Source organism: Sinorhizobium fredii USDA 257 (assembly GCF_000265205.3).
Classification (GTDB): Bacteria; Pseudomonadota; Alphaproteobacteria; order Rhizobiales; family Rhizobiaceae; genus Sinorhizobium; species Sinorhizobium fredii_B.
The window spans coordinates 3,533,383-3,554,757 of record NC_018000.1; the positions used below are offsets into that span (position 1 = coordinate 3,533,383).

Annotated in this window: 19 protein-coding genes and 4 tRNA genes; 18 read left to right on the forward strand and 5 right to left on the reverse strand. The window is 61.5% G+C overall.

Annotated elements, in window-relative coordinates:
- The first annotated feature begins 2 nt into the window (after nt 1-2).
- A complete protein-coding gene (locus tag USDA257_RS16335; protein WP_014764080.1) occupies nt 3-1,160 on the forward strand; it encodes a pyridoxal phosphate-dependent aminotransferase in 1,158 nt (385 codons plus the stop codon).
- Between the two features lie 86 nt (nt 1,161-1,246).
- Here the strand turns inward: USDA257_RS16335 and USDA257_RS16340 are convergent, their stop codons facing one another.
- On the reverse strand, nt 1,247-4,024 hold the full coding sequence (locus USDA257_RS16340; RefSeq protein ID WP_014764081.1) for an Rne/Rng family ribonuclease: 2,778 nt from the start codon (nt 4,022-4,024) through the stop codon (nt 1,247-1,249).
- Between the two features lie 257 nt (nt 4,025-4,281).
- Between USDA257_RS16340 and USDA257_RS37480 the strand changes: the two genes are divergently transcribed.
- The 4 genes from USDA257_RS37480 (at nt 4,282) to prfB (ending at nt 10,032) form a co-directional block, all read left to right on the forward strand.
- Nucleotides 4,282-4,608, forward strand: coding sequence for a hypothetical protein (locus tag USDA257_RS37480; protein WP_080605798.1), 327 nt, complete (start codon nt 4,282-4,284; stop codon nt 4,606-4,608).
- A gap of 198 nt (nt 4,609-4,806) precedes the next feature.
- A complete protein-coding gene (locus tag USDA257_RS16345) occupies nt 4,807-6,024 on the forward strand; it encodes an N-acetylmuramoyl-L-alanine amidase (protein ID WP_048657398.1) in 1,218 nt (405 codons plus the stop codon).
- Nucleotides 6,025-6,350: 326 nt separating this feature from the next.
- Complete coding sequence (locus USDA257_RS16350) at nt 6,351-8,804, forward strand: penicillin-binding protein 1A (RefSeq protein WP_014764083.1); 2,454 nt, start codon at nt 6,351-6,353, stop codon at nt 8,802-8,804.
- 96 nt (nt 8,805-8,900) lie between these two features.
- A protein-coding gene (gene prfB / locus USDA257_RS16355) for a peptide chain release factor 2 (protein ID WP_144051936.1) occupies nt 8,901-10,032 on the forward strand; the annotation gives its coding sequence in 2 pieces (ribosomal slippage) (nt 8,901-8,969 and nt 8,971-10,032; 1,131 coding nt in all).
- A gap of 62 nt (nt 10,033-10,094) precedes the next feature.
- Here the strand turns inward: prfB and USDA257_RS16360 are convergent.
- Together USDA257_RS16360 and USDA257_RS16365 are read right to left on the reverse strand one after the other, a co-directional pair.
- Nucleotides 10,095-10,583, reverse strand: coding sequence for a hypothetical protein (locus tag USDA257_RS16360; RefSeq protein WP_014764085.1), 489 nt, complete (start codon nt 10,581-10,583; stop codon nt 10,095-10,097).
- 100 nt (nt 10,584-10,683) lie between these two features.
- Nucleotides 10,684-11,454: an NAD kinase gene (locus USDA257_RS16365; RefSeq protein WP_014764086.1), complete on the reverse strand. Its 771-nt coding sequence runs from the start codon at nt 11,452-11,454 to the stop codon at nt 10,684-10,686.
- Between the two features lie 155 nt (nt 11,455-11,609).
- On the opposite strand from USDA257_RS16365, the gene USDA257_RS16370 reads away from it, so the two are divergent.
- Nucleotides 11,610-11,685 (forward strand) — tRNA-Thr (locus tag USDA257_RS16370).
- Nucleotides 11,686-11,751: 66 nt separating this feature from the next.
- On the opposite strand, the gene USDA257_RS16375 is transcribed toward USDA257_RS16370, so the two are convergent.
- Nucleotides 11,752-12,693, reverse strand: coding sequence for a LysR family transcriptional regulator (locus USDA257_RS16375; protein ID WP_041414301.1), 942 nt, complete (start codon nt 12,691-12,693; stop codon nt 11,752-11,754).
- 160 nt (nt 12,694-12,853) lie between these two features.
- Between USDA257_RS16375 and USDA257_RS16380 the strand changes: the two genes are divergently transcribed.
- Together USDA257_RS16380 and USDA257_RS16385 are read left to right on the forward strand one after the other, a co-directional pair.
- A complete protein-coding gene (locus USDA257_RS16380; RefSeq protein ID WP_014764087.1) occupies nt 12,854-13,474 on the forward strand; it encodes an FMN-dependent NADH-azoreductase in 621 nt (206 codons plus the stop codon).
- Nucleotides 13,475-13,631: 157 nt separating this feature from the next.
- Nucleotides 13,632-13,907: a hypothetical protein gene (locus USDA257_RS16385; protein ID WP_041415341.1), complete on the forward strand. Its 276-nt coding sequence runs from the start codon at nt 13,632-13,634 to the stop codon at nt 13,905-13,907.
- A 4-nt stretch (nt 13,908-13,911) separates the two neighbouring features.
- Here USDA257_RS16385 and USDA257_RS16390 read toward each other — a convergent pair whose 3' ends face one another.
- The gene (locus tag USDA257_RS16390; RefSeq protein WP_041414302.1) at nt 13,912-14,787 is read right to left on the reverse strand and encodes a TrmH family RNA methyltransferase; all 876 of its coding nucleotides are present in this window, start codon (nt 14,785-14,787) and stop codon (nt 13,912-13,914) included.
- Nucleotides 14,788-15,004: 217 nt separating this feature from the next.
- On the opposite strand from USDA257_RS16390, the gene USDA257_RS16395 reads away from it, so the two are divergent.
- From USDA257_RS16395 to rplA, 10 genes are all read left to right on the forward strand, one after another.
- Nucleotides 15,005-15,089 (forward strand) — tRNA-Tyr (locus USDA257_RS16395).
- A gap of 23 nt (nt 15,090-15,112) precedes the next feature.
- Nucleotides 15,113-15,186 (forward strand) — tRNA-Gly (locus USDA257_RS16400).
- A 262-nt stretch (nt 15,187-15,448) separates the two neighbouring features.
- Nucleotides 15,449-16,624, forward strand: a complete 1,176-nt coding sequence (gene tuf, locus USDA257_RS16405) for an elongation factor Tu (protein WP_014764100.1) — start codon at nt 15,449-15,451, stop codon at nt 16,622-16,624.
- 218 nt (nt 16,625-16,842) lie between these two features.
- Entirely contained in the window at nt 16,843-17,508 is a 666-nt protein-coding gene (locus USDA257_RS16410) for a hypothetical protein (protein ID WP_041414303.1), read from the forward strand.
- Nucleotides 17,509-17,639: 131 nt separating this feature from the next.
- Nucleotides 17,640-18,539: an NAD-dependent epimerase/dehydratase family protein gene (locus USDA257_RS16415; protein WP_014764091.1), complete on the forward strand. Its 900-nt coding sequence runs from the start codon at nt 17,640-17,642 to the stop codon at nt 18,537-18,539.
- A gap of 253 nt (nt 18,540-18,792) precedes the next feature.
- Nucleotides 18,793-18,868, forward strand: a tRNA-Trp gene (locus tag USDA257_RS16420).
- Nucleotides 18,869-19,066: 198 nt separating this feature from the next.
- Complete coding sequence (gene secE, locus USDA257_RS16425; RefSeq protein ID WP_012707741.1) at nt 19,067-19,267, forward strand: preprotein translocase subunit SecE; 201 nt, start codon at nt 19,067-19,069, stop codon at nt 19,265-19,267.
- Between the two features lie 17 nt (nt 19,268-19,284).
- On the forward strand, nt 19,285-19,815 hold the full coding sequence (gene nusG / locus USDA257_RS16430; RefSeq protein WP_014764092.1) for a transcription termination/antitermination protein NusG: 531 nt from the start codon (nt 19,285-19,287) through the stop codon (nt 19,813-19,815).
- Nucleotides 19,816-20,032: 217 nt separating this feature from the next.
- On the forward strand, nt 20,033-20,461 hold the full coding sequence (rplK, locus tag USDA257_RS16435) for a 50S ribosomal protein L11 (protein WP_014764093.1): 429 nt from the start codon (nt 20,033-20,035) through the stop codon (nt 20,459-20,461).
- A 4-nt stretch (nt 20,462-20,465) separates the two neighbouring features.
- The gene (rplA, locus tag USDA257_RS16440) at nt 20,466-21,164 is read left to right on the forward strand and encodes a 50S ribosomal protein L1 (protein WP_014328057.1); all 699 of its coding nucleotides are present in this window, start codon (nt 20,466-20,468) and stop codon (nt 21,162-21,164) included.
- Nucleotides 21,165-21,375 lie beyond the last annotated feature (211 nt).

The window sequence follows — 21,375 nt, forward strand, 5'->3', positions numbered from 1 at the left end:
CATTGGCACAGATTTCGAAACGCAGCGCGGTCGAACCGTTTCATGCCATGGATGTACTGGCGGAAGCGACGCGTCGCCGCGATGCCGGCTATCCTGTCATATCTATGGCAGTCGGCCAGCCCGCCCATCCCGCGCCGAAGGCGGTGCTCGAGGCGGCGCGGCGGGCGTTGGAGCACGGTCGTCTCGGCTATACGGACGCCCTCGGCACGCTCTCCCTGAAGCGGGCGATCGCCGCCCACTATCAGAGCCGTCACGGGGTCACGCTTGATCCGCAACGGATCGCGATTACCACTGGCTCCTCGGCGGGCTTCAATCTGGCCTTCCTGGCTCTCTTCGATCCGGGCGACTGCGTCGCCATCGCCCGTCCCGGCTATCCCGCCTATCGCAACATCATGGCCGCACTCGGCCTGAGTGTGGTCGAGATCGAAGCGAATGCCGAAACCGGCTTCACGCTCACGCCGGAAAGCCTGGAGCGGGCCGCGGCGCTGGCCGGCAAGCCGCTGAAGGGGGTGCTCCTCGCCAGTCCGGCAAACCCGACCGGCACGGTCACGGGCAAGGCGCGCCTGAAGGCGCTCGCCGACTATTGCCGAACACAATCGATCGCCTTCATCTCCGACGAGATCTATCACGGGCTGACCTTCGCCGGCGAAGAGACCTCGGCGCTGGAGATCGCCGATGACGCGGTCGTCATCAACTCTTTCTCGAAATATTATTGCATGACCGGCTGGCGCATCGGCTGGATGGTGCTGCCGGAAGCCCAGATCCGGGTCTTCGAGAGAATCGCCCAGAGCCTCTACATCTCGCCCCCGGAGCTTTCGCAGATTGCCGCCGAGGCGGCGCTCGGAGCGCACGAGGAACTGGACGGTTACAAGCGATCCTATGCCGCAAACCGCGATCTCCTGCTGAAGCGCCTTCCCGAAATCGGTTTTTCGATCGCATCGCCCATGGATGGCGCCTTCTATGCCTATGTGGACGCCCGCCGGTTCACCAATGACAGCATGGCATTTGCCCGTCGCATGCTGGCCGAGATCAACGTCGCCGCCACACCAGGCTTCGATTTCGATCCGCTCGAGGGGCACCGCACCATGCGCTTTTCCTACGCGGGTTCGGCCGCCGACATGGCCGAAGCGATGGACCGCATTGCAGGCTGGTTGAAATAGCCGGCCTCCTGCGCTGCTCGGCCGATAGTCGCAATAAAAAAGCCCGGAGCGATCCGGGCTTTCTTGTTGGTAAGCTCATGGTTCCTTTAGAAAAAGCCGCGGCGCTGCCACCAGCCGCCCTTTTTCGGCTTGGCCGGCTCTTCTTCGGCTTCGCCCTTGGCGACGTTCGAGGTCACGACGGGCTCTGAGGCAATCGTCGTCAGATCGCGGTTCGCGCGTGCGGGCTTGGCGCCTTCCAGGTCCGCGGCCGCTTCTTCCACCGCAGCAGGGACGGGTTCGTTCGGCTGCGCTTCGATAGCCTGTTCGGCGGCTGTGTCGGCATTTTCCGCCGGTGCCTCGGCCACGACGGCCTTCTTGCGGCTGCGCTTCGGCTTTGCCGGCTTTGCTTCCTCTGCCGGGGGCTCTGCGACGACAGGCGCGGCATCCACGACCTGTTCGATGGCCGCGGCGGCAGCAACATCCGCATCCTCCGCCTCCGCCGCTTCCTCGGCATCAGCCGGTTCTTCACCGGATTCCGCCGCAAGAGCGGATTCGCCCTCGGCTTCCGACAGCTCCGGCCGGTTGCGGCGGCCGCCCCGCTTGCCGCGACGGCGGCGCTTGCGCTTCTGGTCGCCGTCTGCCGTTAGAGCATCCTGGGCTTCGCCTTCGTCCTCGGCATCGTCGGCTTCGTCGACTGCGCCATCGTCCATGTCTCCGGCTTCGGCGGCGGCCGATTCCGGCGTTTGGCCTGCGCCCTTGCCGCGGCGGCGGCGGCGGCGCTTGCGCTTGCGGCCATTCTGGTCGTCGGACTGCTGTGCCTTCGGCTGCTCCCGGCGTTCGGCGGTGATCTCTTCCGCTTCTTCTTCGTCCAGATCTTCCTCGATGACGACGTCTTCTTCGTCTTCCGGTTCAGGCGCGAAATGCAGGATCTGCTCGATCTTCACCGGATTTTCGACCGGTTCGCCCCGGTCGATCGCGAAGTGCTGCGCGCCCACATGGGCATCGGCTTCGATAATGATGGAGACGCCGAAGCGCCGTTCATAGTCGGTGATCGTGCCGCGCTTCTGATTGAGCAGGTAAAGCGCGATTTCCGGGATCGTGCGGACGGTGATGTCGTGCGTGGTGTTCTTGAGCAGATACTCCTCGATACCGCGCAGGACATGCAGCGCGACGGACGACTGCGAGCGGACATGGCCCGTGCCGTTGCAATGCGGGCAGGACTGCATCGTGCTTTCGAGCACCGAAGCGCGAATGCGCTGGCGCGACATTTCAAGCAGACCGAAATGCGAGATGCGGCCGACCTGGATACGCGCCCGGTCGTTCTTCAGGCAATCCTTGAGCTTCTTCTCGACGGCGCGGTTGTTGCGCTTTTCTTCCATGTCGATGAAGTCGATGACGACAAGCCCGGCGAGGTCGCGAAGACGCAGCTGCCGCGCAACCTCCTCGGCCGCCTCCAGATTGGTCTGAAGCGCGGTGTCCTCGATCGAATGCTCGCGGGTGGAGCGCCCGGAGTTCACGTCGATCGAAACTAGCGCTTCGGTCTGGTTCATGATGATGTAGCCGCCCGACTTCAGCGTCACCTGCGGTTGCAGCATGCGATCGAGCTGGGCTTCGATGCCGGATCGCGAGAAGATCGGATGCACGTCGCGATAGGGCTGCACGACCTTCGCGTGGCTCGGCATCAGCATCTTCATGAAGCTCTTGGCTTCCTTGTATCCCTCTTCACCGGAAACGATGATCTCGCTGATGTCTTTGTTGTAGAGATCGCGGATCGAGCGCTTGATCAGGCTGCCTTCCTCGTAGACGAGGCAGGGGGCGGTCGAATTCAGTGTCAGCGTGCGGACGTTCTCCCACAGGCGCATCAGATATTCGAAGTCGCGCTTGACCTCGACCTTCGTGCGGTTCGCGCCGGCCGTGCGCAGGATCACGCCCATGCCCTGCGGCACGTCGAGCCCGCGGGCGATTTCCTTCAGGCGCTTGCGATCCTGCAGGTTGGTGATCTTGCGGGAGATGCCACCGCCACGCGCCGTGTTCGGCATCAGCACCGAATAGCGGCCGGCAAGTGAAAGATAGGTGGTGAGCGCTGCGCCCTTGTTGCCGCGTTCTTCCTTGGCAACCTGAACAAGAAGGATCTGCCGACGCTTGATCACTTCCTGGATGCGATACTGCTTGCGCGGCTTGCGGGCGTGGCGGTCCGGAACTTCTTCCATCGCGTCTTCGGCACCGACGGACTCGATGATTTCCTTCTCGCCGTCATGGCCGTCGTCATCGTCATCATCATCGTCGTCGCGGCGACGGCGCGCATCGACGTCCTCGGAAATCGAGTCGACATCGACCATCGCGGCCATTTCACCGCTGCTGCCCTCTTCGCTGGCTTCGGCGTCGCCCGGAGCTTCTTCCTTCTGCTCGCTGGCCTTGGCTTTCGGCCGGCGCGTGCGCTTCGGCTTGGCCTTGGGCTTCTCCGCCTCGACTTCCGTTGCCTCTTCCGGCGTCTCGGTTGCAGTCTCGGCGGCCTCGGCCGGAACCTCGTCCTTTGTCGGCGCCGCGGCATGATCGTTTGCGGTTTCGACCGGCTCGATGTCGTCCTCGCGGCGGGCGTCCTCGGCTTCGGCCTTCAACAGGGCCTGACGATCGGCGAGGGGGATCTGGTAGTAGTCGGGGTGAATTTCGGCGAAGGCCAGAAAGCCGTGGCGATTGCCGCCGTAATCCACGAAGGCCGCCTGGAGCGACGGCTCCACTCTGGTCACCTTGGCCAGATAAATATTGCCGCGGATTTGCTTCTTATGTTCCGATTCGAAATCGAATTCTTCTATGCGGTTCCCGCGAACGACAACGACGCGCGTCTCCTCTGAGTGAGACGCATCGATAAGCATTTTCTCTGCCATCTAAGTTCTGCTCCTCGGCGCAGAGCAACGGCAGACAGAGGCACTTCGCGTTGAAGGCTGTCGAACACGTCGGAAACTGCGCCGGATGTGAAAGGTCCTGTTTGGCGCAGGTGATGGTGCAGCAGCCAGACGGCGGCCGGAACGATTCCGTCCCGGGGCCTCTTTACTTCTGACCGATGCTGCTGAGTCACATCAAAGACCAAACAAGAATGCCAATGTCCTGGACCTCGAGGGGGAGGCCCGATGAATACGCCCGCATGCGGGCAGTCGGTGAAAATCACCATCAAGAACTCCGGCCACCGCCGGAAATTGCGATCCAGTGTACGGGAGGAAATGCAGCGACGGCGGATGAATACCTGCGGCCGCGGAAGCTTGATACGGTTGCAACCGGCTGTTCCGGCTCGATCACTTCCCTGGCGCCAAGCTTCTCTAAAGCTCCGGCTGCCCGGCCGACGATTCTATCCCGTCAACACTTTCTCCTTGTGACGCTTTTATGTTTTCTATGTCACATTGGCAAGGGAAAAGCCTTTGCCGCCACAATATTGATCGATTCGCTTGCCCGGGTGAAATCAGGTGTTCGATGAAGCTTGCATCGGTTCGAACCGTGTCGCATTTGGTCGCTTTCGGTGGCCTTGCGTCAAGGTTTGGTTAACCATGACGGTTCATTGGTGGGCAGGTCATGGTCGCGGTTCCTGGGGGACTTGCGCCGGATTTCGAATGACAATGGGGGAGCCCGGGTGAAGCGTTCCGCAACAGAGCGGCATTGGCCGCAGGCGAAAAGGATGTCGCGCCGCGCCCGGTCCGTGGCCGCCGTCCTGTTTGCGGCGCTGGCCATCCTGCTGCCCGTCGCGAGCTGGGCAGCCGATGGGAATGCGCCGTTATTGGCTTATGGGGCGCGAGTCGCCGGCGACGACGCGCGCACGCGCCTCGTGATCGAATTCGATCGCAACCCCGAATACTCCATTCATTACGTCGCAAATCCGGTTCGCGTCATCATCGACCTGCCGGAGACGTCCTTCGGCCTTAAGCCGGAGAGCTTGGAACCACGTGGTCTCTTCGATGCGATTCGCTATGGCGGGATGGGGGAAGGGGCGTCGCGGCTGGTTCTATCCGCCAAAGGGCCGACGGAAGTGACCCATGCGGAAGTGAAGCCGGAGGAAGACGGCAAGGGCTTCCGCCTGGTCATCGATGCCGAGAGAATCGATCAGGCCCGCTTCGACAAGCTTCTTGGCGATCAGCAGTGGACGGGAACGGTGCGCGCCGCCAAGACCGACCGTCCGACCCTCGCGCCGGCAAAGGTTTCCGGAGCGTTCGTGATTGCCGTGGATGCAGGACACGGCGGCATCGACACCGGCGCCATCGGCACCGTCACCAAGACGGAGGAGAAGCACGTCACGCTCGACTTTGCACGGGATCTGGTGGCGACGCTCAATCGCGAGGCCGGCATCGAGGCCTTTCTGACGCGGGATGCCGACGAATTTCTGTCTTTGCCGCAGCGTGTCCAGATCGCCCGTCAGAAAAGCGCCAACCTGTTCATTTCGGTCCATGCCGATACGCTGAAGCAGAAGGACATTCGCGGCGCCACCGTCTACACGATCTCGGACAAGGCGTCCGACCATCTCGCGGCCGATCTCGCGGCGCGCGAAAACCTCTCCGATGAGATCGCCGGCATACCGCTGGAAAGCGAACCGGCGGAGGTTGCCGACATTCTCATCGATCTCACCCGCCGCGAAACTCAGGCCTTTTCGGTCAATCTGGCACGGAGCGTCGTCTCCTCCTTCGAAGGGCAGATCGGACTGATCAACAATCCCCACCGCCATGCCGGCTTTCGCGTCCTGCAGGCGCCGGACGTCCCTTCGATCTTGCTCGAACTCGGCTTCATGTCGAACAAGGAGGACGAGAAGCAATTGCTCGATCCGGTGTGGCGCAAGAAGGTCTCGGAACTGCTGGCCGTTGCCGTCCGACGCTACCGCCAGGCGGCGGTTGCGAACGGCGGATGAGCGGCTGCCTCCCCTACACAAGCGGGAAGTGATTTGTGTCGCCGGCGTAACAGCGATATGCTTTTCAGCGAGATGCGCACGGTATAACCGAAAACCAGCCCTATTTTACTCACAATCCGGGCCTTTTGGGGGAAGGGCATCCCGATTTGTTGGGAAACGATGTTGAAGCTTGAGTTTCCTCGCCATATGAGGGAACCCGCGAAGCGTGTGGCTTTCGTGCCAGGCGATTTCTGACGAAAGAGCTTGGCGCGGTCGCTTGGCTTTGGACAGTGGGTCTTTCGAATGGCGACCCGGCAATGGGACAATAAGGTACCGGTATCTGGCTGATGATCAGACTGATAGGATATTTTTTCGGGATTGGTGCGTTTCTGCTGCTCGGCGTCGCCGCGGCCGTTGCGATCTATCTCGGGGCGATCACCAAGGATTTGCCTGACTATGAGGTGCTGGCCAAATATGCGCCGCCGGTCACGACCCGCTTTCACGCCGGAAACGGGGCGCTGATCGCCGAATATGCGCGCGAGCGCCGCCTCTACCTGCCGATCCAGACCATACCGGATCGCGTCAAGGCGGCCTTCATCTCCGCCGAGGACAAGAACTTCTACCAGCATCCGGGCGTCGACGTGACCGGCCTCGTGCGTGCCATCGCCGTCAACATCCAGAATTATGGCTCGGGCCGCCGTCCGGTGGGTGCCTCGACGATCACCCAGCAGGTGGCGAAGAACTTCCTGCTCTCTGCCGATCAGACGATCGACCGCAAGATCAAGGAGGCGATCCTCTCCTTCCGCATCGAGCAGGCCTACAGCAAGGATCGAATTCTCGAACTCTATCTGAACGAGATCTTCTTCGGTCTTAATTCCTACGGCGTTGCTGGTGCGTCGCTTACCTACTTCGACAAGTCCGTGACGGAACTGACCGTCGCCGAGGCCGCCTATCTTGCGGCGCTTCCGAAGGGACCCGCCAACTATCACCCGTTCCGCAAGACCGAAGCGGCGATCGAACGCCGCAACTGGGTGATCGATCGCATGGTCGAAAACGGTTACGTGACCAAGCCGGATGGCGAGGAGGCGAAGAAACAGCCTCTCGGCGTGATGCCGCGCCGCGGCGGCGCCCATCTTTTCGCGTCCGACTACTTCGCCGAAGAGGTGCGTCGGCAGATCATCCAGAAATATGGCGACAATGCCCTTTACGAAGGTGGTCTCTCGGTGCGCACGTCGCTCGATCCGCACCTGCAGATCATTGCGCGCAAGGCGCTGCAACATGGGCTGTTGAGCTATGACGAGCGCCGCGGTTTTCACGGACCGGTCAAGACGATCGAAATCGGCGGCGACTGGGGCGAGCCTCTGAGCAAGATCCCGGTATTGAACGACGTGCCGGAATGGAAACTCGCCGTCGTGCTCGCCGTCGACAGCGAAGGGGCAGAAATCGGCATCCAGCCGGAGAAGGAAGCGTCCGGCAAGATCGTTGCGGAACGCGTCACCGGACGCATTTCCGCAGAGAACATGCAATGGGCCTATCGCGCCGCCGGCGGCCAGCGCAAGAGCGCGAAGTCCCCTGAAGGCGTCGTCGGCCCCGGCGATGTCGTCTATGTCGAGCCGCTCGATCAGCAGGGCCAGTACCGACTTCGCCAGCCGCCGAAGGTTCAGGGCGGCCTGGTGGCGATGGACCCGCATACGGGCCGCGTCCTGGCAATGGTCGGCGGCTTCTCCTATGGCCAGTCGGAGTTCAACCGCGCCACGCAGGCGATGCGCCAGCCCGGTTCCTCCTTCAAGCCCTTCGTCTATGCGGCAGCCCTCGACAGCGGCTACACCCCCGCTTCGGTCATTCTCGATGCGCCGATCGAGATCGTCGCCGGCGGTCAGGTGTGGCGGCCGGAGAATTACGGCGGCGGCTCCGCCGGTCCCTCGACGCTGCGCCTCGGCATCGAAAAGTCGCGCAACCTCATGACGGTGCGGCTTGCCAACGACATGGGCATGAACCTCGTCGCCGAATATGCCGAGCGCTTCGGCATCTACGACAAGATGCCGCCGCTTCTTTCAATGTCGCTCGGCTCCGGTGAGACGACCGTGCTGCGCATGGTTTCCGCCTACGCCGTCATCGCCAATGGCGGCAAGCAGATCAAACCGTCGCTGATCGACCGGATCCAGGACCGCTACGGCAAGACCATTTTCCGGCACGAGGATCGCACCTGCGACAATTGCAACGCGGACGATTGGACCGAGCAGGAAGAGCCGGTCTTGACCGACAACCGCCTGCAGGTGCTTGACCCGATGACGTCCTATCAGATCACCTCGATGATGGAGGGTGTCATCACCCGGGGTACGGCGGCGGGCAAGATCCAGCTTGATCGCCCGGTCGCCGGCAAGACCGGCACGACCAATGACGAAAAGGATGCCTGGTTCGTTGGCTATACGCCCGATCTCGTCGCCGGACTTTATCTCGGCTTCGACGATCCGGCACCGCTCGGCCGCGGTGCGACGGGCGGCAGCCTGTCGGCGCCGATCTTCAACGCCTTCATGCAGGAGGCTGTCAAGGGAACGCAGCCCGGCAAGTTCGTGGTGCCGGAAGGCATGAACCTGATCCCGGTCAACCGCAAGACCGGCATGGCGGCGGTCGAAGGCGAGCCGGACACGATCATCGAAGCCTTCAAGCCTGGGACCGGTCCGGCCGAAACCTTCTCGGTCATCGGCGATCTCGATGAATATGCGCCCCCGGAGGAGATCCTGAAGAACTCCCCGCAGGCCAATCAGGCGGTTACCTCCGGCTCCAACGGCCTCTTCTAAGCGCTCCCTCCAATACGATGCCCGTCGCCTTTACATTGGCGGCGGGCATCGCTATTTGACCCTCACATTTGTGAAGCCACACCAAGAAGCAGGAACATGCGCAGCGAAATCGAGAACATTGTCGACGAAATCAAGCAGGCCATAAGCCTGCTGAGGAGGCATCTTTGACTGGGACCAGGCGGTAAGACGACTGGACTGGTTGAACAACAAGGCGGAGGATCCGTCGCTCTGGAACGATGCCGCCGAGGCCCAGAAACTGATGCGCGAGCGCCAGCAGCTCGACGACAGCATCATCGGCCTGCGCCGTTTCGAGCGGCAGCTCAACGATAATATCGAGCTCATCGAACTCGGTGAAGAGGAAGGCGATTCGGCAATCGTCACCGAGGCCGAGGAAGCGCTCCGCGAGCTTCGCAACGAGGCTGCGAAGAAACAGGTCGAGGCCATGCTTTCGGGCGAGGCGGACCAGAACGACACCTATCTCGAAGTCCATTCGGGCGCCGGCGGCACCGAAAGCCAGGACTGGGCAAACATGCTGCTTCGCATGTATTCCCGCTGGGCCGAGCGCCAGGGCTACAAGGTGGAACTCCTGGAAATCCAGGACGGCGAAGAGGCCGGTATCAAGTCGGCGACGCTCCTCGTCAAGGGCCACAACGCCTATGGCTGGCTGAAGACGGAATCGGGCGTCCATCGGCTCGTCCGCATCTCGCCCTATGACAGCAACGCGCGCCGTCACACCTCGTTTTCGTCTATCTGGGTCTATCCGGTCGTCGACGATTCGATTCAGATCGACGTCAACGAAAGCGATTGCCGCATCGACACCTATCGTTCGTCGGGCGCCGGCGGCCAGCACGTCAACACCACCGACTCGGCGGTGCGCATCACGCATATGCCGAGCGGCATCGTCGTACAGTGCCAGCAGGAGCGTTCGCAGCACAAGAACCGCGCCAAGGCCTGGGACATGCTGCGGGCGCGGCTCTACGAAGCCGAGCTCAAGAAGCGCGAGGAAGCGGCCAATGCCGAAGCCGCTTCGAAGACCGAGATCGGCTGGGGTCATCAGATTCGCTCCTATGTCCTGCAGCCCTATCAGTTGGTGAAGGACTTGAGGACCGGCGTCGAAAGCACGAGCCCTGGCGACGTGCTCGACGGCGAGCTCAACGACTTCATGGAGGCGGCCCTTGCCCACCGCGTCAGCGGCGGGGCGGATGCGGTCGTCGAGGACCTGGGCTGAACGTCCCGAACGGGATATGCGACAATCGGCCGGGTGCTCCCCGGCCGATTCTATTCTGAGGTTCAGTTGGTCGCCCGCTCTATCTTGATGTCGCCGACTTCGTCGATCAGCACCGTCCAGGATTCCGGTTCGCTGGCGGATGGGTCCGTCTTCAGATAAACGGTCGCGAACATTCCCGGCTGCCGCGTGATGCCTGTTGAGGTTTCGGGTCGAATGTCGGTGACGAAGGGCTTCATCGCCGAGAATTCCTCGAGTTCGGCGGAAGAGATTACTTCGGGACCGGACGGCGTCGAGGCGATCTGCTGGAGATGGATGCGTGCGGTGCCGTCCGTCTGCCGGACGGCAAGCAGCTTATAATAGCCGCGCTGTGCGGCAGCCGACCCTTGCGGGCTGCCGGCCGGATCGTCCGACGGCTCCGGGCCGGCCCCGGCCTCCCAATAACCTGTACTGGTCACGAAGGTGACGTTCGACGGAACGATCTCGCCGTCCTGCGCCCGTAGAGCGCCGGCAGCCAAAACCAGGCAAAGCGCGATCGACAGGGGCTTGTACATCGTCGAGGGTCCCTCATGAATGTCTGGTGTTCATCGCCGCGATGCAGCACGGATGACAACCGCTTCTGCAGAATACCATATTGGTCTGCAACGTGTGATTTCAATTGGAGAACTGTTCGGCCAGGATGCGGTCGGACCACGAATGGTCCGGATCGGAAAGAATGCGGGCCGTGAGCTTTTCCGATTCGGCGATGCGCACCCGGACGACCGACTTGACCTCCTGGTGGTCCGCGACGGCATTGACCGGCCGCTTTTCGGCCTCGATAATCTCGATCTCGACGGTGACCCGATTGGGAAGCAGGGCGCCGCGCCAGCGGCGCGGCCGGAACGGACTGACCGGGGTAAGCGCGAGAAGAGGGGCCTCCAGCGGCAGAATCGGCCCGTGCGCGGAAAGGTTGTAAGCGGTCGAGCCGGCCGGTGTTGCCAGGAGCAGCCCGTCGCAGGTCAGTTCATCGAGCCGCACCTTGCCGTCGACAATGACCTTGAGCTTCGCGGCTTGGTAGGACTGCCGGAAAAGATAGACCTCGTTGATCGCCAGAGCGGTGAATTCATTGCCGTTTGCGTCAACCGTACGCATTTCCAGGGGGTGGAAGGCGTTGTCGACGGCGCTGGCAATGCGCTCGCGCAGGTTCTTGGTGCTGTAACGGTTCATCAGGAAACCGACCGAGCCGCGATTCATGCCGTAGACGCGCTTACCGGTGTTCATCGTCCTGTGCAGCGTGTGCAGCATGAAACCGTCGCCGCCAAGGGCGACGATCACGTCCGCCTCCTCCGGATCGTGATCTCCGTACAATGCCTTGAGTTCCTTTGCCGCCTTTTGCGCCTCTTCGGCCGTCGAGGCTATGAAGGCGAGTGTGCTGAACTGGGTCATGCATTCAGTCCGTTTGTCGTTGCGGCGGCGAAGGGGATCGATGCCATGCCTGTTTTTCTGTCACGCCCCTGCGGCGAGTGCACCCGAAATTTTTAGGGGAGCCGCATTTTTGCTTTACACCGGGAAGGAATATGGTAACTCCCGTGGGCGAATGTGCCCTTATAGCTCAGTTGGTAGAGCGGCTGATTTGTAATCAGTAGGTCGGGAGTTCGAGTCTCTCTGGGGGCACCATTTCTCCAAGCCTTCGGAACATCTGTCACGGCGCCGGGCACGGCTGGTCGGCGCTTTGCGCTTCCCTCAAATATCGAATGATTGTGCCGGCCTCGGATCGACCTCACGGCAGCGTTGCATAGCTTTGATCAGGTTTTCCGCAAGGTAGTCGATCAGCGCGCGCGTTGCCGGCAACATGCCCTGGCGGGAGGGGAAGACGAGGTGGACCATGACGTTGCCGGACGTCCACTCGGGAAGCACCGGAACCAGCACGCCGGTGCGGAAGGCACGTTCGCAGATGTGGTCCGGCAGCAGAGCAATGCCCATGCCCTCGATCGCGGCGCGTTCGAGAATGACAAAGTCGCTGCAGCCGATCACCGGCCGGTGTGCGATCTCGATCGATCCCCCATCGGCGTGGAAGAGGCGCCAAACGTCACTCGGATGTTGCTCGTTCATGGAAAGTGTCGGCATCTCGGAGAGATTGGAGGTCGTGATTTCTCCGAGCCGGGCGAGAAGCGTTGGGCTCACGGCCAGCCGCGATCGCACCTCGCCGAACTTGCGCACGATCAGTTGGCTGTCGGTATCGAGCTGGTCGCGAGCCCGAAGCGCCACGTCGAATCTTTCTTCGATCAGGTCGAGACGGCGATTCGTCGCGGTGATCAGCAGCCGCACACCGGGATAGCGGCGGTGAAAGCCGGGGAGGATATCGGCCAACATCGGCGCGAAGCCGAGCGGGCAGCCGAGCCGCACAACGCCACTCGGTTCTGCCCGCACGGCGGCGACTTCGGCTTCGGCCGCAGCGACGCCCTCGAGCAGCCCCTGCGCATGTTCGTAGAAAACGCGGCCGATTTCCGTCACGCGCAGCTTGCGGGTGGAGCGCTCGAGAAGGCGGACACCCAGTTGATCTTCAAGTCGCGCCACGTGCTTGCTAAGCTTGGATTTCGGGATATTCAGATCGCGCGCCGCGGCGCTGAAGCCGTTGTTCTTCACGACGGCGGCAAAAAGGGCGATATCGTTCAGGTCCTGCATCCCAACCTCCATCAGAGCGGACGAAGAGGCACTCGCAACCGCTCTGGCATGCATTGATTGTTTCCCTCAGGAAACGGAATGTCAAATATTCTCGCTCTTATCCCGCGATTGTTTTCAAATCATATTTTGTGCACCGCAACTCGAAACAAAGGTGCCTCCCATGAACGTCCTCCATATCGACTCCGGCATTCTCGGGGAACATTCGGTTTCCCGTCGCCTGACGGCGGCGATCGTCTCGCAGATCAAGGCCGATCGGGCCGATGCGAAAGTTACTTATCGCGACCTCGTCTCTGAGCGATTGCAGCATCTGACCGGCGCACAGATCATGGCGCCTGCCGACCTCAATGGCGTCGACCCAGCGCTGGCTTCGGATGTCCGAGCCGGACGCGAGATGCTCGAGGAGTTCCTTGCCGCCGACACCATCGTTGTCGGCGCGCCGATGTACAACTTCTCGATCCCGAGCCAGTTGAAAGCCTGGATCGATCGCCTGGCCGTCGCCGGCAAGACCTTCCGCTATACCGAAGCCGGTCCGGAGGGTCTTGCCAAGGGCAAGAAGGTCATCGTCGCCTCGACGCGCGGCGGACATTACTCTGCCGGTCCGGCCTCGGCCATGGACCACCAGGAAAGCTATCTGCGCACCGTCTTCGGCTTCTTCGGAATCACCGACGTCGAGTTCGTCCGCGCCGAAGGCCTGAACCTTGGCGCCGACCAGAAGCAGTTCGCCATTGCCGAAGCTGAAAAGACGATCGCTGAAGGCAACGTTCTGCGGCTGGCCAGCTAACGATTATCTCGGCCGGCGCTGGAACGGAGTGTGCTTGCGGTGTTTCTGCCGCATTCCGCTTCAATCAGGTGCCGGTCTGTTGCGGAAGAATGCCGGCTGCGCAAGCGGCCGGCATTCTTCGTTTCTGCTCGGCTTGGATTTGCGCTATTCTGGCGGAATGAAAAGCCCGATTGCTCTGCGCGTTCTGGCATTGTCGCTGGCAGCTGTCGCCATGGTCGCCGAAAGTGTGGCTGCGTCCCCGCCGGACCGGCGCTGCACCTGTCGCAATCGCGACGGGGCGAAATATGAGCTCGGCCAGGTCGCGTGCATCCGGGTCGACGGCATCGCCTATCTGGCGCGTTGCGAGATGAATCTCAACGTAACGACCTGGAAGAAGGTGCGCGACGGCTGTCCCACGGCTCACCTTACGACGACCGGCGCTGCAATAGACTGAAGTGTCAGGCTTTCAGATGCTGCCTCGCCGCGTACATGGCGATCGCGGCGGCGTTCGAGACGTTGAGCGACTTGATGGCGCCCGGCATCTCGAGTCGCGCCAGCGCCGTGACGGTCTGCCGCGTCTTCTGACGCAGCCCCTTGCCTTCCGACCCCAGTACGAGAGCGATCTTTTCGCCCGAGAAGGTGTCCTCCAGCGGCTGCGGACCCTCCGAATCGAGGCCGATCGTCTGGAAGCCGAGCTTGTGCAACGCATCGATCGTATCGGCGAGATTGGTGATCTGAATATACGGGATGAGTTCCAGCGCACCCGACGCCGACTTGGCCAGCACGCCCGATTCCGTCGGGCTGTGGCGCATGGTGGTAATCAGCGCGCCAGCCTCGAAGGCGACTGCCGAGCGCATGATGGCGCCGACATTGTGCGGATCGGTCACCTGGTCGAGCAGGAGGATCAACGGGCACTCGCTGAGCGCCTCGAGCTTTCGGTGCGGCAGCGGCCGCGTCTCAAGCATCACGCCCTGGTGGATGGCATCCGGCCCGAGGACCCGGTCGAGATCCTGCGGCGTGACGGTCTCGACCGGGAAGGGGAGTGCGGAAAGTTCGCCGAGTTCCAGCCGTGTTGCCGCGTTCTGCGTCACGCTGAGGCGGATGATCGTGCGCTCCGGATTGTCGAGAGCGGCGCGGACCGTGTGCAGCCCATAGAGGAGCACCTCATCGGGCGCGAGCGCCGGTGACTTCCAGTCGACCGGCAGCTTCCGGCGCTTGTCGGGGCGGGGTGTCGGAATCTCGCCACGTTCGCGGCGGGCGTCGCGGTGCGCGCGCCGGAGAGTGGCGTAATGGCTGTCTTTGGCGCTCTTGTCGCCGGTCTTGTCCTTGCTCATGCGCACCTTATAGTAAGGTTTGTGCTGTCTTGGAAATGGATTCGCAAATCCGTGGTCGTCCGTGCCTGTGGAGAATTTCTGAAATTTTCCGTTTCGCTCCTGTTGACAGGAAGAATGTGGGCGGTCATATACCCGGCGCAGATCGCGAGGCGGCACGAAACGGCGCCGGTTCTTCTACGATCTCAAAAGCTTGGTCGATTGATCCCGACAGGATAATGGAGGGATGCCCGAGTGGTTAAAGGGGACGGACTGTAAATCCGTTGGCTCAGCCTACGTTGGTTCAAATCCAACTCCCTCCACCATTCTGCTTCAGGATCGAAGGCCCGCGGGTATAGCTCAATGGTAGAGCAGCAGCCTTCCAAGCTGAATACGCGGGTTCGATTCCCGCTACCCGCTCCAACTTCTTTTTTCATATCGGCAACTATTGGCACGCGACTTTAAAGAAGTCCTGTATGCACTTGGCGGCGCTACGATTCCGGTTTTCGTAAAGTCTGTTCGCGAAGGTTCGGGGGATTCTTTGCGACGGCCTTTCGAACAGCCTGGATCTTGCCGTTTCGGCGGACGCAATTAAGTCTTGCGCAAATGCCGCGAAACCCTTAAACGGCTGCACAAACCGGTCCAGCCGGCTGATCCATCGTATTTGACCACAGGAAGCGTACCCATGGCAAAGAGCAAATTCGAGCGCAACAAGCCGCACGTCAACATCGGCACGATTGGCCACGTTGACCATGGCAAGACGTCGCTGACTGCAGCGATCACCAAGTACTTCGGCGAATTCAAGGCGTATGACCAGATCGACGCTGCGCCGGAAGAGAAGGCCCGTGGCATCACCATTTCGACGGCGCACGTCGAATACGAGACGCCGGCCCGCCACTATGCGCATGTCGACTGCCCCGGCCACGCCGACTACGTCAAGAACATGATCACCGGTGCGGCGCAGATGGACGGCGCGATCCTGGTGGTTTCGGCCGCCGACGGTCCGATGCCGCAGACCCGCGAGCACATCCTGCTGGCTCGCCAGGTCGGCGTTCCGGCGATCGTCGTGTTCCTGAACAAGGTCGACCAGGTTGACGACGCCGAACTGCTCGAGCTCGTCGAGCTGGAAGTGCGCGAACTGCTGTCGTCCTACGAATTCCCGGGCGACGACATTCCGATCGTCAAGGGTTCGGCGCTCGCCGCTCTCGAAGACTCCGACAAGAAGATCGGCGAAGACGCGATCCGCGAGCTGATGGCTGCGGTTGACGCCTACATCCCGACGCCGGAGCGTCCGATCGACCTGCCGTTCCTGATGCCGATCGAAGACGTGTTCTCGATCTCCGGCCGCGGTACGGTCGTCACCGGCCGCGTCGAGCGCGGCATCGTCAAGGTTGGTGAGGAAATCGAGATCGTCGGCATCCGTCCGACGACGAAGACGACCTGCACGGGCGTTGAAATGTTCCGCAAGCTGCTCGACCAGGGCCAGGCCGGCGACAACATCGGTGCGCTCTTGCGCGGTGTCGACCGCAACGGCGTCGAGCGCGGTCAGGTCCTGTGCAAGCCGGGTTCGGTCAAGCCGCACCGCAAGTTCAAGGCTGAAGCCTACATCCTGACGAAGGAAGAAGGCGGCCGTCATACGCCGTTCTTCACCAACTACCGTCCGCAGTTCTACTTCCGCACGACCGACGTGACCGGTATCGTGACGCTGCCGGAAGGCACGGAAATGGTGATGCCGGGCGACAACGTGACGGTCGACGTCGAACTGATCGTGCCGATCGCCATGGAAGAGAAGCTGCGCTTCGCTATCCGTGAAGGCGGCCGCACCGTCGGCGCCGGCATCGTCGCCTCCATCGTCGAGTAACTCCGGTTCTACCGGATTTTGATGAGGGCCCCGCAGGCAACTGCGGGGCTTTTTTCGTTGGCGGGACAACCCCTTGCGTGTGTTGTTTGCAACAGAGCGCCCATGGCTTGGCTTGCCGCGGGCGATTGCCGCGAGGCACTCGCGCCTGAATGTGCTATTCTCCGATCGAGACGATTTGCCGGAATGGCACCGGTTGCGACCGAGGATCGGAATCCCAAATGATAAAATGCAAAGCTGCGCGGCTGGCCGTGGCGAGCATCGCTTTGATCTGTGCGGGACTCTCTGCGGCTACGGCATCGGCCACAGACAGGGACGCCTTTATCTGGGCGCCCTCGAAGACGGGAGCCAATGCCTACAGGCTACGCGCCGGTGTGCGTCTGCCGGGGCGCTGGGACGCGACCGCGGGTGCCGAGATCTCGATGCGTGCGGCGCCGTCCGGGAAACTCGATCCACCGGATGCGCCGTTTCGGCTCTGGGGCTTGCTATCGCGCAAGCGCGGCCACCCGGCGGCCGCACGTTCCACACAGATCAATATGGACTTCAATGCTCTGAGCGGGGTGGGCAACATCGGACTCGGAACCGCGCGCACCTGGATCGTAACGCCGGCACTCGACGCGGAGGTCCGCCGCAACCTGTCGCTTCAATGCAACGCCTATGAAAACCACTGCCGTGGACCAAGCCTGACGCAATCGGCCAGGGTGATTGCTCCGGCAACCCGGACGTCCGTCGTTGTGCATAGTCATATTTCCGATGACGGGCTGAGCGGCTTGAGTCGCATCGGTGTCGAGCAGAAGGTCGGCAACCTTCAATTCGGCGCCGCCGTTGTCGATCCGCTGTTGGCGCCACGCAGCGTTTTCGACGTCCGCTACAGCCTGAGATGGTGACGTGGCAGGCACATGAATCGCCCTGCCGCGTCGTCCGCTGACCATGTTGACCGCACGCCTCGTGCAAACGCATCTTGCGCACGCGCGGAAACGACTTAACTATTGCCGATCATTGTTGCGGGGGAGGCGTCATGAAGAAGCGGATTCTCTTTACCGGCGGCGCCGGCAAGGCCGGGCGGCATGCCGTGCCCTATCTCGTCGAAGCGGGGTATGAAGTGCACAATGTCGACCTTGTGCCGCTCGACAGCCCTGGCGTCACCAACCTGATCGCCGACATCACCGACGGCGGCCAGATGTTCAACGCGCTGTCGATGCATCGGGATTTTCCGGATCTCGATCAGGGGCAGGGGCCGCAACCCTTCGACGCCGTCGTCCACTTTGCCGCCATTCCGCGCATCCTCATCAAGCCGGACAACGAAACCTTCCGAGTCAATGTGATGGGCACCTATAACGTCATCGAGGCGGCGGTGAAGCTCGGGATCCGCAAGGTCATCGTTGCGTCAAGCGAGACGACCTACGGCGTCTGCTTCGCCGAAGGCCACCGCGATTTCCATCGCTTCCCGCTGGAGGAGGATTACGACGTCAATCCGATGGACTCCTACGGCCTTTCCAAGGTGGTGAACGAAAAGACGGCGCGCGCTTTTGCGGAGCGGACCGGCTTCGACATTTACGCGCTGCGCATCGGCAATGTCATCGAGCCGCATGAATATGAGCGCTTTCCCCATTATTTCGCGCATCCGGAGATACGCAAGCGGATTGCCTGGAGCTATATCGACGCTCGGGACTTGGGGCAGATCGTCAAGCTCTGCATCGAGAAGGACGGGCTCGGTTTTGAGATCTTCAATGCCTGCAACGACACGGTCTCTGCCAATACGCCGACCCGGGAACTCGCCAGGCGCTTCTACCCGAATGTACCGTTCACCAGGGAGATCGACGAGTTCGAAGGGCTGCTCTCGAATCGGAAGATCCGTGAGGTCCTCGGCTTCAAGGAGGAGCACGACTGGCGAAAATATGTGCCGCTTGACACCTGATGCATGTCGCCCAAAAGTGTGCAGCGGTTTCGGGATTACAACATGCATGAAACAAAGCCGAAGCCCCCCGCCTGAATACGTTGAAAGGCGACGCGCTATAGCCACGGGGCGATCCTGGGTGTGAACCAATGACCGGAAATTTTCTCGGCACTTTTTTGCTCTTTTGTTGCAAATGCGCTTGAAAGGATCCGGTAAACTGAATAAGAAGCCGCAGACTTGAGATGCATCCGGTCGCGGTTGCGCGTCTTGGTCTAGGGGTATAGCTCAGTTGGTAGAGCGGCGGTCTCCAAAACCGCAGGTCGGGGGTTCGAGCCCCTCTGCCCCTGCCACTTTCCCTCGTTCTTGCCCTGTCGTTCGAATTCGGCGAGAATGTCCGGGACGGGCGGTGCGGCCGTCCTTATTATTCACAAAAAAGACCGATCGGCTCTTGTGGTTTTTGGAATCGGTCTTTATGTAGGGTCCAAACAGACACGCGGTGCGTGGGGCTGATACATCGGCTTTACGTGCCGTAATGGCGTGAGCATTTTATGGCATCCAAAACGAATCCGTTCACGTTTCTGCAGCAGGTACGCTCTGAAACGTCAAAAGTGACTTGGCCTTCGCGGCGCGAGACGACGATCTCGACGCTGATGGTCTTCGTCATGGTCTCTTTTGCCGCCGCCTTCTTCTTTGGTGCGGACCAGTTGATGGGGTGGCTGATGAGCCTGATCCTCAACGTTGGCGCTTGATTTGGGTGGAGAATAGCATGGCTGCGCGCTGGTATATCGTTCACGCCTATTCGAATTTCGAAAAGAAGGTCGCCGAATCGATCGAGGAGAAGGCGAGGCAGAAGGGCCTTTCGCATCTGTTTGAGAAGATTCTCGTTCCGACCGAGAAGGTGGTCGAGGTGCGTCGCGGCCGCAAGGTCGATGCCGAGCGAAAGTTCTTCCCGGGTTATGTTCTCGTGCGGGCGAATTTGACGGACGAGGCCTACCACCTCATCAAGAATACGCCGAAGGTGACCGGATTTCTCGGGACGGACAGCAAGCCTGTGCCGATTCCGGATCATGAGGCGGACCGTATTCTCGGTCAGGTGCAGGATGGCGTCGAGCGTCCGAAACCTTCTATTTCCTTCGAGATCGGCGAGCAGGTCCGTGTCTCGGATGGCCCCTTCGCCTCCTTTAACGGCATCGTACAGGATGTCGATGAGGAGCGCTCGCGCCTGAAGGTCGAGGTGTCGATCTTCGGCCGCGCGACCCCGGTCGAGCTGGAATACGGCCAGGTCGAAAAGGTCTGAGAGAACGCAGGTTTATGAAGTGGGCAGGCTGACGTCGTCGGCTTGCTCCGGCGGAGTGATCCGCATGCGCGTGGGAGGGAGCCGGTCTTAGCCGGGCCGGTATATCCGCACCACGCAACCGCAGCCGCCGGTCAACCGACCGGCAAGGAAGCCGGGCAACCGGCTGAACAGTTCCCGCTTCCGGTTAGCCGGGCGGGGCAAAGAGAGGCAGAGAGAAATGGCTAAGAAAGTTGCAGGCCAGCTCAAGCTGCAGGTAAAGGCCGGCTCGGCGAACCCGTCGCCGCCGATCGGTCCTGCGCTTGGTCAGCGTGGCATTAACATCATGGAATTCTGCAAGGCGTTCAACGCCGCCACGCAGGAAATGGAAAAAGGTATGCCGATTCCGGTCGTCATCACCTATTACCAGGACAAGTCCTTCACCTTCATCATGAAGCAGCCGCCGGTCAGCTACTTCCTGAAGCGCGAAGCGAAGATCCAGTCCGGTTCGAAGACTCCGGGCAAGGCCAAGGCAGCTTCGATCTCCAAGGATCAGATCCGCACGATCGCAGAGGCCAAGATGAAGGACCTCAACGCGGCCGATATCGAAGGCGCAATGGCAATGGTCGAGGGCTCCGCCCGCTCCATGGGCCTGGAAGTGACGGGCTAAGACCATGGCGAAGATTGCAAAGCGTGTACAGAAGTCCCGCGAGGGCATTGATCCGGTGAAGGTCTACGGCCTCACCGAAGCAGTGACGCTCGTCAAGGAGCGTGCAACCGCCAAGTTCGACGAGACGATCGAAGTGGCGATGAACCTCGGCGTCGATCCGCGCCATGCCGACCAGATGGTCCGCGGCGTCGTCAACCTGCCGAACGGCACCGGCCGCTCGGTTCGTGTCGCCGTTTTCGCCCGTGGCGCGAAGGCCGATGAAGCCAAGGCCGCCGGCGCCGACGTCGTCGGCGCGGAAGACCTCGTCGAAATCGTCCAGGGCGGCAAGATCGACTTCGATCGCTGCATCGCGACCCCGGACATGATGCCGCTCGTCGGTCGTCTCGGTAAGGTTCTCGGCCCGCGCGGCATGATGCCGAACCCGAAGGTCGGGACCGTCACCATGGACGTCACGGCGGCCGTCAAGGCTTCGAAGGGCGGCGCCGTCGAGTTCCGCGTCGAGAAGGCGGGCATCGTTCATGCCGGCATCGGCAAGGCATCCTTCGATGCCAAGGCGCTGGAAGAGAACATCCGCGCCTTCGCAGACGCGGTGATCAAGGCGAAGCCGACCGGTGCCAAGGGTAACTACGTCAAGCGCGTGGCCATCTCCTCGACGATGGGCCCCGGCCTCAAGATCGACCCGGCAACGCTGAGCGTCGCCTAAGAAATTGCGGGCTTCGGCCCGAAACCGAATTTCCGGCCTTTCGAGGCCGGAAATATCCGGGCTTCCGGCCCGGAGTTCCTGTCCGAGATTGCGGGTGGTTCTACCTTAATCACCATTGCCCGCATGAGACGGGGAAGACCTGGATTTCAATCGCGCCATTGGCGTCGAAATTCGGTTCGAACCTCGCTTGCCTTGTGTCAGACCCGGCTCT

What these genes read in the sequence shown, in the direction of transcription:
- USDA257_RS16340 (WP_014764081.1), bottom strand. Translation starts at nt 4,024, where the DNA reads ATGGCAGAGAAAATGCTTATCGATGCGTCTCACTCAGAGGAGACGCGC.
- USDA257_RS37480 (WP_080605798.1), top strand. Translation starts at nt 4,282, where the DNA reads ATGCGGGCAGTCGGTGAAAATCACCATCAAGAACTCCGGCCACCGCCG.
- USDA257_RS16345 (WP_048657398.1), top strand. Translation starts at nt 4,807, where the DNA reads ATGTCGCGCCGCGCCCGGTCCGTGGCCGCCGTCCTGTTTGCGGCGCTG.
- USDA257_RS16350 (WP_014764083.1), top strand. Translation starts at nt 6,351, where the DNA reads ATGATCAGACTGATAGGATATTTTTTCGGGATTGGTGCGTTTCTGCTG.
- USDA257_RS16360 (WP_014764085.1), bottom strand. Translation starts at nt 10,583, where the DNA reads ATGTACAAGCCCCTGTCGATCGCGCTTTGCCTGGTTTTGGCTGCCGGC.
- USDA257_RS16365 (WP_014764086.1), bottom strand. Translation starts at nt 11,454, where the DNA reads ATGACCCAGTTCAGCACACTCGCCTTCATAGCCTCGACGGCCGAAGAG.
- USDA257_RS16375 (WP_041414301.1), bottom strand. Translation starts at nt 12,693, where the DNA reads ATGCAGGACCTGAACGATATCGCCCTTTTTGCCGCCGTCGTGAAGAAC.
- USDA257_RS16380 (WP_014764087.1), top strand. Translation starts at nt 12,854, where the DNA reads ATGAACGTCCTCCATATCGACTCCGGCATTCTCGGGGAACATTCGGTT.
- USDA257_RS16385 (WP_041415341.1), top strand. Translation starts at nt 13,632, where the DNA reads ATGAAAAGCCCGATTGCTCTGCGCGTTCTGGCATTGTCGCTGGCAGCT.
- USDA257_RS16390 (WP_041414302.1), bottom strand. Translation starts at nt 14,787, where the DNA reads ATGAGCAAGGACAAGACCGGCGACAAGAGCGCCAAAGACAGCCATTAC.
- tuf (WP_014764100.1), top strand. Translation starts at nt 15,449, where the DNA reads ATGGCAAAGAGCAAATTCGAGCGCAACAAGCCGCACGTCAACATCGGC.
- USDA257_RS16410 (WP_041414303.1), top strand. Translation starts at nt 16,843, where the DNA reads ATGATAAAATGCAAAGCTGCGCGGCTGGCCGTGGCGAGCATCGCTTTG.
- USDA257_RS16415 (WP_014764091.1), top strand. Translation starts at nt 17,640, where the DNA reads ATGAAGAAGCGGATTCTCTTTACCGGCGGCGCCGGCAAGGCCGGGCGG.
- secE (WP_012707741.1), top strand. Translation starts at nt 19,067, where the DNA reads ATGGCATCCAAAACGAATCCGTTCACGTTTCTGCAGCAGGTACGCTCT.
- nusG (WP_014764092.1), top strand. Translation starts at nt 19,285, where the DNA reads ATGGCTGCGCGCTGGTATATCGTTCACGCCTATTCGAATTTCGAAAAG.
- rplK (WP_014764093.1), top strand. Translation starts at nt 20,033, where the DNA reads ATGGCTAAGAAAGTTGCAGGCCAGCTCAAGCTGCAGGTAAAGGCCGGC.
- rplA (WP_014328057.1), top strand. Translation starts at nt 20,466, where the DNA reads ATGGCGAAGATTGCAAAGCGTGTACAGAAGTCCCGCGAGGGCATTGAT.